The following is a 17,527-nucleotide window of genomic DNA, read 5'->3' on the forward strand; positions in this document are numbered from 1 at the left end:
CGGCCATGTCCCTGGAGTTTCCCCCCGAGTGCGCCTGGCTGTTCGCGGCCCTGACCGGCGAGATACCGCCGGACGGCGACGAGGACAAGATGTTCGCGCTCGCCGAGGCGCACAAGGGGCTGCACGGGAAGCTCAAGGGGGACATCCAGAAACAGGTCGCGGACGCCCTCGGCTACACGAGGAAGAACTTCGACGGAACCGCCGCCGAGATGTACCAGGAGGCGATGAAGGCCTTCCTCGGCGGGCAGGAAGGCCTCGACTACTTCAACTCGGTCACCGACCAGGCCCAGTTGATCGCGGACTTCACGCGCAAGAGCGCCACCCAGCTCCAGTACACGAAGTACATGATCATCGCCCAGCTGGTGGAGCTCCTCGTCGAGGCGGCCGTGGCGGCGGCGCTCTCCTTCTTCTTCGGCGCCTCGATCGCCGCGTACCTCCAGAAGCAGGCCATCGTCAGGCTGATCATCCGCACCCGGCTGGGCCGGCTGCTGGTCGCCCTGCTCATGCACGAGATCATCAACGTCGGCATGGGCGTCGTCATGGACAGCCTCTCCCAGTGGATCCAGCTCAACCAGGGCACCCGCGACGAGTGGGACCACGACCTCACGAAGGCGGCGGCGCTCTCCGGAGCGATCCAGGGCCTCCTGGCCGGCCCCTTCCAGGCACTGGGCAAGGTCTTCAACAAGTTCCTCTCGAACCTGTTCGGCAAGGACGCGGGCAAGCTGATCGGCAAGGGCCTCGACGACGCGCTGCCCCCACCGAAGAACAAGCTGGGCGACGACGTCGTCCCCATCCCGCCGCCCAAGAACAAGCCCGGCGACGACATCGGTCCCACCCCTCCGCCCAAGAACAAGCCGGGCGACGACATCGGTCCCACCCCACCGCCCAAGAACAAGCCCGGCGACGGTGGGACTCCGCCGTCGAAGGGCAGTGGCGGCGACGGCCCGAAGCCGAAGAGCGGCGACGCCCCGCCACCCCCGCCGAAGTCCTTCGGCGGGGACATGAGCGACATCTTCAAGAAGCACCTGCCCGGCACCGCGGGCCCCCACCCGGAGAAGGCCGCCCGCGACTTCGTCAAGGAGGTCGGCGACGCCTTCGAGCGCCGGTTCGGCGGCACCGAGGCCCGTGACGCGGGCCGGGACTGGGCGTCGACCCTGCTCTCGGAGACCGGTCGCAGAGGTCTGCCCGACGCGCTTCGGGACGCCCTGAAGCCCCTCGCCGGCCAGCTCGACGACAAGGCCATGGACGTCCTGACCAAGGGCACCGCCGACGCGATGGGCTCCAGCATCCTCAAGTCGATGCGCGAGTTCGGCGTCAAGGGCCTGTTCGAGGGCGCCCACGCGGCCGTCTCGGAGGGCACGTACAACCTGATCTTCTCGGACGAGCACACCTTCAAGACCTCCGGTCTGACCTTCGGCTCCGGCATCGTCGAGGGCCGGGTCGGCCACCTCATGGAGACGGGCGGCGAGAAGCTCGGCCTGGGCCTGCGCGGCCACCTCGGCATGGGCACCCCGGACTTCGGCGGCGCCGGGGACGGCGGAAGCACCGGGGGCGGCGGCTCGACCACCGGCACGCCGGAGAGCGGCGGCCTCACGGACGACATGCCCGACCTCGGCCTGGCCGAACTCTTCGCCGAGAAGGACGACGAGACCACCCCGGACGGGAGCGAGGACCGGGATTCCCCGGGGGCGCCGATCGCCACCACGTCCGCTTCGCCGTCGCCCTCCCCGTCACCCTCCCCGTCGCCGTCGCCGTCGCCGTCGCCGTCGGGTACGTCGTCGAGTACCTCCTCCGGCAGTACGAGCACCCAGAGCACCTCCTCCGCGTCGAACCAGGGCCAAGCACAGGGGCAGGGGCAGAACCAGCGGACCGAGTCCGAGTCCGCGAACAAGACGGGGAACAACGCGCCCGGCCCCGTACAGCCGGCGGGCCTCTCCACCGAGAGCAACACGCCCTCGGACACGTCGGGAGCGTCGGACACGTCGGGCGCGTCGGACACGAGCACGGACACGAGCACGGACACGTCCACGGACACCGACGACGGCACGAAGGCCGCCGAGAAGCCCACCACCGTGTCCGTCTCGACCATGTCGACGGACACGTCCGCGGACACGTCCACGTCCACGTCGACGTCGACCTACGAGGAACAGCGGAACGCACCGGAGAACTCTCCGGTCACGGAGTCCTCGTCCCCCTCGTCCCCCTCGACCCCGCTCGTCACCGAGACCGTCACCGAGCCCGAGCCCGAGCCCGTCACCGAAGGCGCACTCGCTCCCTCGCCCGACTCCCCCCTCTTCCCGCCGTCACAGGCCGACGAGCCCCGGGCGACGGCCCTCACGACCACGACCGACACCCCCACGACCTCCCTCACGCAGACCCCGCCCCCGCCCCACCGGCACGTCCGTGACTTCGGCGGGCCGCGTCACACCGGGCTCGGCGGGGTGCAGCTGTCCCCCTTCCCGGACACCGTCGTCGCCGATCTGCACGCCCGGGTCCTGGCCACCCTCGGCATCCCGGAGAGCCGCCGGGACGCCGTACGGGAGCAGCTGCGGACGAGCCTCACCTCGCAGTCGCTCGTGGACGACCGGCACATGCTGATGAGCCCCGACGGCCACCGGGTGACGGTCGACGACGGCGGGACCCCGCGGACGCTCCACCTGCGACTGAGCCTCTCCGACCCCCGTGCCTCGCTGATGTCCGACGTGCCGGGCGGGCTGCCGCCCCGTAACAACGAGCAGCGGCAGACGGCCACGTTCTCCCAGAGCCGGCAGTCCGGTACGACCCGCTATCGCGGGATCTCCGTTCCCGTCTCGGGTACGGTCCCGGCCGACCCCTCGGCCGTCGTCACCGGGTATCCGGTCGGCGGCACGGTGAGCCTCACCCGCCATCAGGTGACGACGAGCAGTACGCAGACGGTGAGCGTCAACAGCACCAGCCTGCACCGGAGTTCGGAGGCCACGCACCCGTACCGGTACCAGGGTTCCTGGGCGCTGCGGCAGTCGGAGACCGACGACTGGTCCGCTCCGGTGGACCTGGGCACCGTCACGGCCTGGTTCCCCCACCACCTGGTGGCCGACCAGCGTGCCCCGGAGCACGTCACTCCCTTCTGGAACGACGGGCACGCGCTGAACGGCCATCTCGACGTGACTCCCGTGTGGGCGCTCGACTCGCTCTCCGACCCCGGTGGTCTGCTCCGTGGGGTGAAGGACCGGTTCGGCCCCCGCCTCGCGCTTCTTTCCCCGGATTCGCTGACCGAGGTCGAGCGGTTCTTCGGGATCGAGCACCAGCTCGGCGCCCTGCCCCTCCACCGCGTCCGGGAGGGCGGGGGCACTCCCGCCCTCGACGCCTCCACCACCGCGGGCACCTTCTCCCCGGTCCTCGTCGACACGGCGGGCAACCCGACAGGCATGTTCCGGATCGTGGCCGACGTACGGCCCCCGGCCGGTGTCGGGCAGCGGGGACAGGAGGTCTGGGTCTCCGACAGCTACAGCTTCGAGCGGTACGTGGAGCGTCAGACGAAGCAGGACACCCTGCGCAAGATCACCTCCGGTGCGGCCGTCGAGCTCTTCGGCGGCATCGGCCTCAACGCGGACGCCACTCCGGAGAACAAGGCCCGCCGTGACCTCACCATCGGCGGACAGATCCTGCTCAAGGGCGGTCTGGGCTGGCAGAAGGACGACTCCCTGGGTACGGGTGCGGCACACAGCACCAACCGCAACATGCGGGCGTCCGCGGAGCACGTCCTGTTCCCGGTCCAGGTGGTCCACCACGTGGAGTTCATCGCCTCGGACGGCACCACGGACGGGCTCCGCGAGATGCCCGCGGTGGACGGACGACTGAGGGCCCTCGGCGTACCCCCGGCCCCTGTCGGTCTCGTGGATCCCGAGACCCTGCCGAACAGCCTCAGGGAGCTGCGGGGCACGGGCCTCTCCGTCACACCGCTGCGTCTGCGCGGCGCGGGCCTGACGGCGGTGCGGGCCCAGGCGGAGACCTGGCTCGGCGACAACGGCTTCCTCCCGAAGGAAGGGTTCACCACCCCGGAGAACGCCCGCGCCCGCATGGACAACCTGCGTACCGTCCGGCTGCTCACGAGCGAGGCGGCGCTGCTGTCCTCCGTCGACGAGCTGACGGACGGCGGACTGCGCCTGTCCTTCGGCAGCGTCGGCGTCGACGGACGGGTCCGGCAGGTGGAGCTCGTCCTGCGCCTGGAGCGCGCCGCCGACCGGGACATCACCCACCACACCACGCTTTCGGACGTGTTCGTCTCCAATGCCGGCGGCCTCTCGGACACCAGCAGCAACCAGCGGACGAGCACGCTGACCGGCAGTCTCGGGCTCAGCGGCGACCTGTCCGTGGGCATCCCCGCCTTCGCGGCGGCCGTCGGCGGCAAGACGAGCCCGCAGATCACCTGGACCGACAGCCCGACCACGGCCCTGGGCCACTCCCAGACCATCCGGACCGGCGACCACGACACGGAGGTCTTCCGTGTCCCGGCCCGGCTGAGGATGGAGTTCCTGGAGAACGGCCGGGTCATACCGTCACCCACGTCCACGCCCCCGGCCCCGGCCCCGGCCCCGGCGACCGTGTCCACACCGCCTCAGGCCCCCGCCACCGTGTCGACGCCGCCCCAGCGGTCCCAGGACCAGGCTCAGCAGGTGGCGCAGCCGATCCCGCGGCCGGCGGCTCCCCCGCCGCCCGATCCCCTGGTCGACCTCGACCTCGCCGTTCCGCAGAGCCGGCTCGGGCGTCCCGACACCCTGCCGCCCGTCGGCGGAGCCCCTGTCGTACTCCCGGACGGCGCCCAGGTCGACGTACTCCTCGGCAGTGACGCCCTTCAGCGGGCGCTGGCCGAGTTCCTGGCCACCGACGGCCGGCCTTCCGACGATCCGAACCACCTGTCGACGGCCCGCCCGTCGGCCCCCGCCGCCCAGCAGGGCGCGGGCCTGCCCCTGCACACGGGCGACCTCCGGCCCGCGCCGTCGTCCTCGCCGCTCGGCCGGCTCGTGCCGCTGGCGGAGGCCGCGCTCCGGCAGCTGGGCCTCTCCCCGGCCCCCACCCGGGTCACGACCCCGGCGACCGCCACCGACGCCCCGCCCCCGTCCGTCTCCTCCGACCACGGCAGGACCCTGAACCACCAGATCAGCCCGTCCGCGCTGCTCGCCAGGGCGCACCAGATGAGCAAGGGCGTGTACGTCGTCGACGGCCTGTTCGTCCCCGGGGCGCGCGGCGACTCCGAAGCGGTCGTCGAAGTGCACATGGTGATCAGCGACCCCATCAGCCTGGGGGACGCCAAGCAGTTCGGCGAGACGGACCTCGCGGTCGGCGAGGGCGGCAGCCGGCAGAAGAGCACGGCGAAACTGCCCTGGGAGGCGACCGGCGAGCTGGGCGCGAAGTTCGGTGCGAACCGGCCCCCCGAGGGCAAAGCGGCTCCGCTCCCCACCCCTCTGACCGGGGGGTTCTCGGCGAAGGGGGGCTACGGCAGGGGTACGACCCGGACGACCACGGACACGTCCTCCGTGCAGATCACCCGGGTCGCGGCCGAGAACAGCACACAGCATCGGATCCGGGCCAACGTGGAGTACCGCGTGACCGTCCGCCGCGGCACGATCGGTCTCGGCCGCTCGGCCTCGGTCACCACGACCACGCTCCCTCCGATCACGGTCCCCGGAGGCATGGAGTTCATCGCCAGCGACGAGCAACTGCGGCGAAGTAACGGGGACTTGTCGCGTCTGGTCGGCCCGCCCCCGGTCACCGCCCCGGCGGCGGCCGTGCCGCTGCCCGCCCGTTTCGTACGGTACGGAGCGCTGGGTACGGACGCCGTGCTCGCGGTGGTCCCGTTCACCCCCACCACGCCGGCGCCCGCCCCGTCGGCGACGGGTACCCGACCGGCGACGAACACCACCACCGACCAGACCGTCGCCCCACCGCCCGTCCACCCGTCGGCCACGTCACGGGACGAGTACCTCCGTCTGAACACCCGCCTGACCGAGTTGGTGAACCAGCACGCCCCCGGCGCCCTCGACCCCGGCGATCACCGGCACGTCCCCGGACTGCAGCGCAAGATCGCCGAGTACACGACGACGGCCGCCCTCGCCGAACTCGTCGGCCGTGGCAGGAATCCCGATGCGGATACGGAGTCGGACACCGGCTGGTCCTCGCTGCCGCCGCTCCGCTTCCCGTACAAGGGAGTGCTCGGGACCACCACGCTGACCCTCCTCGTCCGGGGCCGGCCGAATCTGACCGCCGCGGAGCTGGGCGCGACGCTGGGCCGTCCCGCCTCGTCGGCCACGGAGTCGGAGTTCTACTCCCAGCACCGCCCCCTGGACACCACGGTGAGCACCGCCCGCACCACGAAGTGGTCCGCCGCGCTGGCCGGGAACGTGAGCGTCCCGACCCCGGGCGCGCCCGTGAAGGCCTCGCTCACCCCGGGACTCGCGGTCTCCCAGGCCACGACCGTGTCCTCGTCGACGGTCGCCGAGGACCGCGCCTGGCAGCGTACGAAGGGAGGCAACGAGTACGACCTGCCCTACCGCTTCACCGCCGTCCTCCAGGCCCCCGGCTTCGTACCCGGAACGACCGTCACGCACGAGATCGGCGCGCCCGTCCACGCCACGGTCACCCTGCGGCTCGGGGGCGACCGGACGCCGGCGCACGACCAGGGAATCGACGGCCACCTCCCTGCGGAGGTCCACTCCTCCGCCCTGCCGCGGGAGATCCACGACCGGCTGTTCACCCGGCGGCCGTCCCTGCGGTTCGAGGACACCACCGCCGTCACGGCCGTCACCAACGCCACCCAGCTGAAGCAGGCCGTCGACGAGGTCGCGCCGGGTCTGCTCGGCAGCACCCGGACGGACGGGCCGGTCCCGGAGGTCCTCGCCGCCCTCCTCACGGACGCCTTCCGGAAGGGGGGCGCCCGCATCGGCGCCACCGGAGCGGCCGCCGCCCTCGGCGGTACGGTCGGCGGCCGGCAGCGGGTCGACATCCGGCTCCGGATGAGCAATCCGCGTCCGGTCGACCGTACCCAGGGCATGACGATGGACCAGGCGCGTGTGACGGGCACGACCACCGCCACGTCCTCGGCCACCACGCGTACCCTCTCCGCCCCGCTCGCCGTCTCCGGCCAGGCCAGACTGCAGAACCTCACGCCCCCGGTCGACCTCGGCCTCGGCGTGACGGCGCCGACCGTGCACTACCAGTCGATCCCCGGCGGGCAGGGCGGCGGCGTGGGCACGACGGCACGTCTCTGGACCAAGATCGGGACGAGCAGGCTGCCGGGAGCGACCGCCGGTCTGAAGACCCGCGAGGTCGAGGTGGACACGCTCGTCACGGTGACCGACCCCCGGGGCGGGACCCGCCAGGTCACCGGTACGGCGATCGTCCGCGTCCCCGAACAAGCGCTGCTCGGACTCGGCGTCCTGACCCAGGCGGACCAGGGCGACGGCGTCTGGGACCTGTCCGCGAACACCCACGGCGTCGCCTGGGCCACGCTGATCGGCGGCTCGCTCCCCAGCACGGCGGCCGACCCTCAGCTGTGGCTGCACCCGGACACGAGGCCGGACCCCGCGGAGGCGCGCGCGGACGCGGACGCCCTCGCCCGACAGCTCGCCACCGACCACCAGCGCACCGTGCACCTGGTCGTCCAGGAGGAGACCGGGCCTCGGGTGACGACGTACGGACCGGACGGCAATCCGGTGATCGCACCGGTGATCGCACCGAACGGGACGACGAACACCACGGCAGGCACGAGCGCGACCGCGCCGTCCCTGATCGCCTCCGCGTCCCCGACGGCCGAGAACACCACGACCGAGGGAACGCACACCCCTCAACCCCCTCTCCGCGAGAAGGGACGGCTGGTCGCGACGCCCGTACGCCTCGACGAGCTCCGCTCCTTCCGCGGTACGAAGACCGCCGCGGTGCACACCGAGCGCTTCGACCCCAAGCTGCGCCAGCTCAACCCGCGGCCCGGCCGTCTCGACGGCTCCATGACCCTCATCCGCCACCACGTGCGCCGCGAGCGGCTCGCCGACGGCCGCACCGTGCGCCGCTTCTTCGTCACGCTGCCGTTCAAGCTCGCCGACGGGCTCACCGAAGCCGACCTCCGCGCCCACCAGGACCGCATGCGGAAGGTCCTCGACAGCCACGTCAACCGCGGCTACCGACTGCCCGGTTCCGGTGACCAGCTGCACGTCACCGCCGAGTTCGTGCACTCCCCCGCGCACGGCGAGGCCGTCACCCTCTCCCGTACGCCGTCACCGGGCCGCGCCGACCAACTCCACTGGGACGTCAGGGACGACGACGCCACCGTCACCCACGAACTCCTGCACTACCTGGGCCTGGCCGACGAGTACTCGGACGCGGGCTCCCAGGACCCGCACCTCTTCCGCCGCGACGACCGGGCCAGCGGGGTGCGGACCGAGGGCCTGATGGTCAGCACCCGCGAGGAGAACCTGCGGGAGCTGCCCGAGGACTACCTGAGGACGATCGAGTCGGTCAGCGACAACGCGGTCATCCCCCTCCACACGACCACCGTCCCCACTCCCCGGGGCGACAGTCGTCTCTCCCCCGACCAGCGGGTGGACGGGACCACGAACCAGGCTCCGGAGAACGACACAGCCGACGCCGAGACCACCGCCACCACCGGCACCCCCAGCACCGCAGAAACCAACGACACCAACGACACCGCCGAGACCGCCGAGACCGCCGAGACCGCGGTGGACCAATCCAAGGTCACCTACCTCAAGCAGCCGTACTACGCCTCGGGCGACCAGTTCGGCATCGCCGCCGCCCTCATCGCCGACAAGAACCTCCACGTGGTCCTCGTCTACGGCAAGGAGAACGAGGACGCCCCGCTCACGGACAAGGAACAGAGGCAGCTCGCCAGGGACAGGGCGACCGCCGAGAAGGTCAAGGCCTTCTACGACGCCTCGAACCTCCGGAACCGTTCCGTCGTCCTGAGCGCCGCCGAGGCGAAGAGGATGTTCGACGACTTCGCCGCGAACCAGAACCTGAGCAGCAAGGCGAAGAAGGAACGCATTCTCGGCGTCGGCGATGCCACCCAGCGCATCGGCAGGTCCTTCAGCGCCGATGTCCGCACGGACGTCCTGAAGGCATGGGACCTCCCGCCGGGCAAGGTGTCGAATCCCGCGATCGAGCAGTGGCTCGCCGGGCACGACATCCGTCTGGAAGACGGCGACGAGGTCGCGGTCCTGTGGTCCCGGTTCAGCGGCAAGAAGGGCGAGGTGCACATCGAGCACGACACCAGCTACTTCGGTGTCGCGCAGATCATCGCCGGCCTCGGGGGCATGAAGGCCGTCATCATCGTGGGCGACTCCGGCTATCCGGAGCCGGTGGAGCGCGACGCGTCGGGTGAGCCCGTGCCGAAGCCGGTGGAACGCGACGACTCCGGAGAGCCCGAGGTCACACCGAAACCCAAATACCAGGCGATAGCCGACTACTTCAACAAGGGCGAGCTTCCGGGCCAGGACGGGACCACCGGTTCGGGCACCCGACCCGAGGGGTTCACGGCCCAGGTCGCGGACCTCACGGAATTCTGGAACGACCCGAAGGCGGCGGCGTGGAAGGGCAACACGCGCACGGGTCAGTTCCGGCTCTTCCACCACCTCCACCACCACGCCAAGACCCGCCATCTCGGTTTCCGCAGCGGAAACCTGGAGGCGATGGCGCTCATGGGCTTCGAGGTCCGCTACCTCGAAGAGCCCAACAGCGAGATGGGCGGCGACCGGATGACCGTCTGGCACACGGACCCGGGGAACACCGGGCGGAGATCGCTCGGCGGCGGCCTGGCACCGGGTTACGAACGCCTCATCGTGACCCATTCCCCGACCCGCTCGGGCCAGTACCAGAAGGACCTGCCGCTGGATGTCCGCAAGGACGCGCAGAAGCACGCCGCATGGCACCAGCTCCCGCACCACGAGGACCTGAAGAAGATCACGTGGGAGGACGGCCGGGAGAAGACGTCACGGCCCAAGGGCTTCGCCGACGAGGACCTGGCCAATATCGACGCGTACCTCCGGCACGGTGACCCCGGCCACGGCCTGACCACCGCGCTGACGGACAGCGTCATCGACATCGCCGGCCGTGCGAAGCGGGCTTTGGACGACATCACCAGGGCGACGAAGGACCTCGCGTCCACCCACGCGAGCATCGCGAAGAAGGGCGAACTGCATCAGCTCGTCACGAGGAGGAACAACCTGACCGCGACGCTGACGACGTCGAACACGGCGTTCGACACCGCTCAGCGGGATTTCGCCCGGCTCTTCGCCCAGGACTCCCCCCATGAGCCCCTCGCCGTCCTACGGGCCCGCAACATCCACGCCCAGTACGTGGCCCATCTGCTCACGCCCCCGACGGAACAGACGGAGTCCACGCGACAGCCGGACGACGCCGACCGCGCCGACGCCGCCGACGACGACGCGAACGCCCGCCTCGGCCCGGACGAGCGGTTCGAAGGCGAGAGCAGCAAGGCCCCCAGCACCCTGTCCACCCCGACCGACCCTCCCGCCCCGACCGCCCCTCCCGCCACCACCGTCTATCAGAACGACCGCTTCACGGCCCTCACGACGGACGTCGGCGCCGACCAGGCCCTCACGCCCGACGCGTACCGCACCCGCGTGAGCGAGAGCGTCGGGCGAGGGGACAGGATCTCCTACGTCGTGAACGCGATCGTCGACTTCGGAACGATCACCAGCGCCACCCATCTCCAGGATTTCGTCGACGGGGTGGTCGAGAACCTCCCCCCGGACCTGCGGGACCGGGTCGCGATCGTCGTCGGAGTGAACGACCGGAGGCTCGACGGCGACGACGCCGCCCTGATCGAGCACATCCGGAACACGATCGCCACCCGCGCCACGGCCATCGACTGCCCGGTCGCGCTCGCCGTGGTCGCCACGCCCCTGGTACCGCGGGAGGAGAACGCCCCCTTCCCCCATGGGCAGGCCCGTAACGCCACCCTGACGAGCGAGGCCAACCACCGGGCGATCGGCGGCCTTCTTCGGGCCTCCACCCACCCGTACGTGTCCTTCATGGATTTCGACGGCTACTCGCACCGGACTCCCAGCGGTCGGCACGTCTTCGACTACTTCGACAGGCGACTCGCGTTCGGGCAGCAGAACGGCCTCGAACGGCACGAGGCCACCGCGCCGCTGCGCCCCTTGCTCATCGCCGGCGGATACCGGATTCCCGCCGAGGGAGACCCACGCCGCGAGGTTCTCGCCGCGGAGACGACGGCCAGGTGGGAAGAGCACAACAGGAAGGCCGCCGCACAGCAGGAAGAGGCGGATCGTCGAAAGGAGGCGCGGGAGAACCAGCCGCCTCCGGGGAACGCGCCACAGAAGGACGCTCCGCAGAAGGACGGCCGGCAGAAGGGCCAGAAGCCGAAGGGCCGGAAGCAGAACGACCAGCCCCGCCCGCTTCGCCCGCTCGGCCCGGTTCCGTCCGATGTCGCCGGCTCGGTTCCCGCGTTCGAGGCGGAGATCCGGCACGACATGCGGGTACGGGAAAGAATGGGCGACCTGGCCACCTTCATCCCCTATTCACCCGAGCCGAACCTCTTCGTCGACGCACTGGCGACGTTGCTGGTCCCGGAAGACGGCCGCCCCCCGATCCGGTTCAGCGAGAGGGGCGCGGAGTTCAACGGTCTCGCCGACAGCCTGATGAGCCTCGCGTCCTGGGAGATCACACAGGACGAAGCCGAAACGGCCAGGGAATCCAGGGACACCAGGGCCACCGCCAGGGAACGCCTCGACCTCGCCGCGGAGACCCTGCGTCCCTCCGTGCGCGGAACGGCCTTCTTCACGGATTTCCAGCGGGCCGCCACCCAGACCGACCTGTCCCGTCTCCACTTCGGCATGCTCTCGTCCCGGCAGACCGCCGCGGCCAAGAGCGGAATCGACGTGACACAGGTGCCCCGGCACGAACTCCGGATCCCCCAGAGCCACATCAACCCCACCCCGTACGGAAAGCTCTTCGACGAGACGGACGGCAGCGCCAAGAACGCGAAGTACGGTCTCCTCGACACCCTGCAGAACGACGGAAGGCTCCTCCACGCCGACTTCCTCGCCGAGGATCCGTGGAAGAGGGTTCCCCAGGGCAGCCCCGTCCACGACGCGAAGCCCCTCCTGGAGACCTTCACGTCGATGTCCCTCCTGAACAGGGTGTCGCACACGCCCGTCCCCGGCGGACCGGTCTTCGGTCTCCGGACGGACGACAACCGGATGTCCCTGCACGCCATGAACCTCCTGTACGTCACGGATCACGGAGTCGTCCAGCGCACCTTCCACGAGATCGCGGAGACCTACCTCTCCCCGGTCCCGCCGACCACCCACCAGGCCCTGACCGCCCGCCCGGGCTCCTTCTTCGCGGCGCTCACCGAGGCGTTCACCGGGAACGCGTCGCCCCACGAGCCGACGCCCCCGCAGAACCGCGTCCCGACCGCCCCCCAGGTACGGCAGATGCTCACCGTCCTCCACCGGACCAACCTCACCACCGCCGACGCCCGGGAGCTCGCCGCGAACGCGGCGACGAACGGGCTGACCGTGGCGGACCTCTCCACCCGCCTCTTCACCGGGCGCATCCACCCGATGTCCCACACCCTCGACGACTACCGGGGCACGTCCACCACGACCACGACGGCCTCCTCCACGACCACGACCACCCGGCCGGAGCCCTTCCGCATCGGCTCCTCCGCGCGGTTCCTGCTGGAGCTCTACGCGGTCGGCTTCGGACTCACCCTGGAGGTCACGGCCCCCGACGGGACGAGACAGCGGTACGGCCCGGACAACACCTCCGCGCACCCCCTCCAGGTGCGGTGGGAAAACGGCGTGGGCTGGCGCGGCACCCCGCTGCCGCCGGGCACGCTCACCCGCCGGCCTCCGGAGCACGATCCGCACGCCCCGCTCAGCTCCGCGTCCCGGCCCCCCGCCCCGCCGGCCGGCAACCAGGGTTCGGGCGACCGTCCCCCGAGGAAGCAGACCCGGAGCGCGAACGCCCCCGGGAACAACCCGCCCCGCGCCACACCCTCCGCCACGAGCGAAGGCGGCAACCGCGGTGGCGGCAACGGCAACAGCAACAGATCCAGCCTCGCCGACTCCGCCTTCAACCGGCTCTCCGGCAACAGCAACAGCAACAGCAACAGCAACAGCAACAGGCCAAACAACCCCAACAGGCGCCTGAACAACACCAGTAACCCCCATCCGAACCCCAACCCCACCACCAACAACCGCGGCAACTCCCGCAAGACCAACCCCTCCGGCCAGTCCGGTGGAGGCCGTCCCCTCCCCAAGGACCGCTCATGATCGAATCAGGGCAACCGAACAGGGGAGGGCGCATGCGACAGGGTGACGGCGACCGGGCGGAGAGGGCCCCGGACGGGGGCAGGTCCAGGCGGCTGCTCCAGCGGTTCACACGCCACCGCGGCGCCACCGCACCAGCCGGTACGGCTCCGGCGGCCACCACCGCGCCGGCACCGGAACCGGCGTCCCCGGCCCCGCACACGGTCCGGGACGACTTCCCCCACCGCTACCTCCTGCGTTCCTCGACGGTGCCGGACTCACCCGTCCGCGCCCTCGTGCAGGCGCTGCCCGCCGATCCCCGGCGCCCGGTCGTCGTGGTCGACGTACCGCAGTCCGCCGCCGGCAATCTCGGCGAGGAACTCGGTTCCCTGCTGGCCCGGTTGCGTGACGACGAGCCGCTCTCCCTGCGTCTGGTGCTGTCCGGCGCGGCCGCCCCGGCCGGAGAGGGCGGACCGCTGGCCCAGCGCCTCGCCGACGCCTGGGACGTGACCCTGGAGGCCCCGGACGCCCCCGCCGTCCTCGCTCCCGGCGGCCTGCTCCACGTGACGGAACCCGCCACGCCCGGCGGTGGCTGGTGGCGCTTCGCCCCCGGGGAGGCCCCCGAGCCCCTCGGCACCCGGCTGCCCGCGCCCCGCTGGCAGCGCGCCCTGGCCCGGGTTCCGCTGGGTCCGGTCGGGACGAGTGTCGTACGAGCCGTCCCGGCGGGGCTTGCGCTCGGTCCGGCGGACACGCCCGCGCCGCGCCCCGACGGACCTGCGTACGCCGTCGCCGTCGACCCCGAACGGCCGGCGGTCCTGCTCGGCGCTCCGCGCGCGGACCCGGTCGCGGCCGAGGACCTGGCGACGCTGCTCGCCTCGCTGCCCACCGAAATCCGCCGCTCCCTGCGCCTCGTCCCGGCGGACGGGCGGGACGCGATCGCCCTGGCCGAGGAGGTGTGCGACCTCCTCGGCACGGAACTGGAGGTGGCTCTCGGCCTCCCGCTGGCTACCGAGACGGAGGAAGCGGAAGGGGAAACGGAAGGGGAAGGGAAAGAGGGGGAGCCAGGGCGGCCGGCGCCCGAATCCGTACGGCTGATCTCCGCCGAAGGGGAGTTCACCTGGCCGACACCGCTCGCCGCGCTCCTCTGCTCCCCGACCGGCGACGACGGTGCGCGCCCGGCCCCCCGCCCGGCCTCCTGGAGCCTCCCGGCTTCGGCGGGAACACCGGGTCCCGCACCCGCGACCCTTCGACTCCCTTCCGGTGTCTGGGCCGTGGCCGTACGGGCGGGACTCTGGATCGGTACCACGCACGTTCCGCCGTCCCCCGTACGGGACCGGGCGGGCGACCCTCGCGCTCTACGGGTGGAGATCTCGGCGCAGTGCCTGGCCGAGGAGTCGGTCCGCGAGCGAACGCTGCGGGATCTGGCGGCACTCCTCGCCGCCCTCGAACCGGCGGCCCGCGCCCACTCCGAACTCGCCGTCTCCGAGGAGGCGGAACCGGAAGCGGCCGCCGCCCTGCGCCGGTTCGCGATCCGTACGGGCCTGCCGTTGGCGGCCACGTCCAGAGCCGCCGTCGCCCCGGAAACAGAACCGGCGCCAGAACCGGCGCCAGAACCGGAGCCGGAACCGGTGCCCATGGCCCCCGCCTCGGCGGAGCCGGTAGAACCGGAACCGGCTCCCACCCCACCACCGCCCGCACTCCCCACCCCCCGTGCGTCTCCCGCATCAGCCGCCGCACCGGGCCCCCGCGCCCCCGCGCGCCGCGCGCCGGAGGGCTTCAGCGGGGAGGCGGACCGCCGGGCGTTCCGGGAACTGGCGGCCGCCGTGTGGGAGGAGCACAGCGGCCCCGTCGGGCAGGCGCTGATCAGGCTGCCGGCGCTGCGCGGGTCGGGCGAGGACACGGTGCGGGCCGACCTGATCGCCGTGAGGCTGTATCTCTCCTCCGCGCCCGAGGAGCCGTTCGGCGCCCGCGCCCTCGCCGAGGGGACCGAGGAGCTGCGCCCGTACGCGGCCTGCCTGGCCTCCGGGCTCCGGCGCCTGCCCGCGCTGCGGGGCACGCTGGTCCGCGCCGTGGCGCAGCCGTGCGTACCGGACGAGGTGGTGCCGGGCGCGGTGCTCGTGTGCGACGCCCCGCTGGACGTGGTCCACCTGGAGGCCCCGGCCGCACCCGTACCGCCCTCTGCCCATGTCCGCTACGCCGTACGGCCCATGACCGCCCGGCGTACATCGGTGCTGTCGCGTGACGACAACGGCCCGCAGGCGCTCTTCGAAGCCGGAACGGCGTTCGCCGTCGTCGCCCGCCATGAGGCGGACGGCGAACTGCCCGCCCGTGTGCTGCTCGCCGAACTTCCGGTGGACCCGGGCAGGTTCCGCGAACCGTCCCCCGAAGCCCTGGAACGGCTGGACGCCGCGGCCCGCCGCTCCGGCACGAGCGGCACGACGCCCTGGCCGGGCCGGTGCACCGGCCCGTTCCTCCACCTCCCGTAGGCGCTCCGCGTGGGTGCCCCACAAGACTCTTCCCCGTCGAGAAAGGCAGACCAGCCATGGCAAACAGAGAGTCCACCCCGGCAGCGGAGAGCGCCGGGGACTCTTCGGTGCGACGCGCGGCGGTACTCGCCACCCTGAGCGAAGAACCGTCGGCGGGCCTGTTCCCCACCACGACCGCGGCGGTGTCCACCACGGCGACGGCGACGGCGACGGCGGGATCCGCACCCGCGGCAGCCGAAGCGTCGACGACTGCCGCAGCCCCGGCTCCCCCACCGAGCGAGCCAGAAGCAGAAGCAGAACCGGAAGAGGAGGCAGAGCCGGCGACGGAACCGGAAGCGGAGTCCACCCCCGCGGCCACAGTTGCAACCGCTGCAACCGCGCCCACGACTGCACCGGCAACGGCAACCACAGCCGCAACCGCAACCCGGACAACGGCCGCCACCGCCACCGCCACCACAAGCTCCGGCTCCGGTTCCGGTTCCGGCACCGCCTCCCCTCCCCTCGGACGCCCCAACAAGCCGATGATCGCGGCCGCGGTCCTCGGCGGCCTGGTCCTGATCGGTGTGCCCTTCCTCGTCTCGGGTCCCGACGACCGTCCCCGCTCCGCGGCCGCCGCGGCCCCTCCGGGCAGCTCGATGCACCCCGGGGGACCCGGCCCCGGGATCGTCCCCAGCGAGCAGCAGCTGGCCGCTCCGGGCGCGGGCAAGGGCAAGGGCAAGAGCGAGGCGCCGGTGAAGGCGCCGGGACCCGACGGCGGCAGGGGCAAGGGCCTCGGTCCGATCGGCGGGATCCACGAGTCCGGCACGGACGTCAGGGACGGGAACGGCGGCACCGGCAGGCGGACCGCCCCTCCCGTCCAGGGCCGCGGCACCGGCGGGACCACGCCCGCCCAGGGCCGCGGCACCGGCGGGACCGCGCCCGCCCAGGACGGCGGCGAGACGAAGGCGACGACTCCGCCGACGACCAAGGCGCCCGTCCAGAACCCCGCCCCCACGACGCAGCCGCCGGTGACGACCGCGCCGCGGCCTGCCACGTACGCGCATCTCATCGGCCTCGGCTGCGAGACGCCGGGCTTCGCGGTCGGGGACATGTACACCGACGGGAAGGAGGGCTGGCTGAAGGACTGGAGAAGCACGAAGTCGTACGGCTGCAACGGCCTCTTCTACAGCATGCCGATGTCGGGCAGCTCCCGCTCGGACGGCATCTGGGCGCAGTGGAAGTTCACGACCGGCTCGGTGACGAAAGGCACCTGCGCGGTGCAGGTGTTCATACCGAACGTGCGCGACCTGTCGTACGTGGGCGGCAGCCCGGCGCACTACACGGTCTACCGGTCCTTCACGCAGAGCTCGGCCAACAGCGTCGGGAGCTTCGAGATCAACCAGGCCTCGCACCTGGGCCAGTGGGTGTCGGCAGGCCGGTTCCCCGTCTCGGACAACAAGATCTCCGTCGTCCTCGACAACCGCGGCAGCGGCGCGGACAATCGCCACGCGGCCGCGGCCCCGGTCCGCGTCGACTGCACGGCGTCCTGACCGGCGGCCCGCCGCCTCTCCGGAACGCTTCTCCGGAACGTGGGAGCGGCGGGTCCCCGGGGACCGCCTCACGCCCACCCCGTCCGCGCCCGGAACCCGAGGAAGGCCGGCACCGTCTTCACGGTGGCGCGCCTACATAGCCGGCCGGAGCCCCCCGCGTCCGGCCCGGGCCGGTCTTCAACCCGGAGGGGGCAATTGACGAACGCCGACCCGCAGAGCAAGC

General features: G+C 72.1%; 3 protein-coding genes. All 3 read left to right on the forward strand.

The window, feature by feature from the left end:
- The first annotated feature begins 5 nt into the window (after nt 1-5).
- The 3 genes from ACFQ8C_RS06060 to ACFQ8C_RS06070 all read left to right on the forward strand — a co-directional run bounded on the left by ACFQ8C_RS06060 (nt 6) and on the right by ACFQ8C_RS06070 (nt 17,304).
- Nucleotides 6-13,313 (forward strand): hypothetical protein, encoded by a 13,308-nt coding sequence (locus ACFQ8C_RS06060; RefSeq protein WP_383452732.1) that lies wholly within the window; start codon nt 6-8, stop codon nt 13,311-13,313.
- 32 nt (nt 13,314-13,345) lie between these two features.
- Nucleotides 13,346-15,775 carry a hypothetical protein gene (locus ACFQ8C_RS06065; protein WP_383452734.1) on the forward strand — a complete coding sequence of 810 codons (2,430 nt, stop codon included), beginning with the start codon at nt 13,346-13,348 and terminating at the stop codon, nt 15,773-15,775.
- A gap of 521 nt (nt 15,776-16,296) precedes the next feature.
- On the forward strand, nt 16,297-17,304 hold the full coding sequence (locus ACFQ8C_RS06070; RefSeq protein WP_383452736.1) for a hypothetical protein: 1,008 nt from the start codon (nt 16,297-16,299) through the stop codon (nt 17,302-17,304).
- Nucleotides 17,305-17,527: the final 223 nt, after the last annotated feature.

This window comes from Streptomyces sp. NPDC056503, assembly GCF_042794995.1.
Taxonomy (GTDB): Bacteria; Actinomycetota; Actinomycetes; order Streptomycetales; family Streptomycetaceae; genus Streptomyces.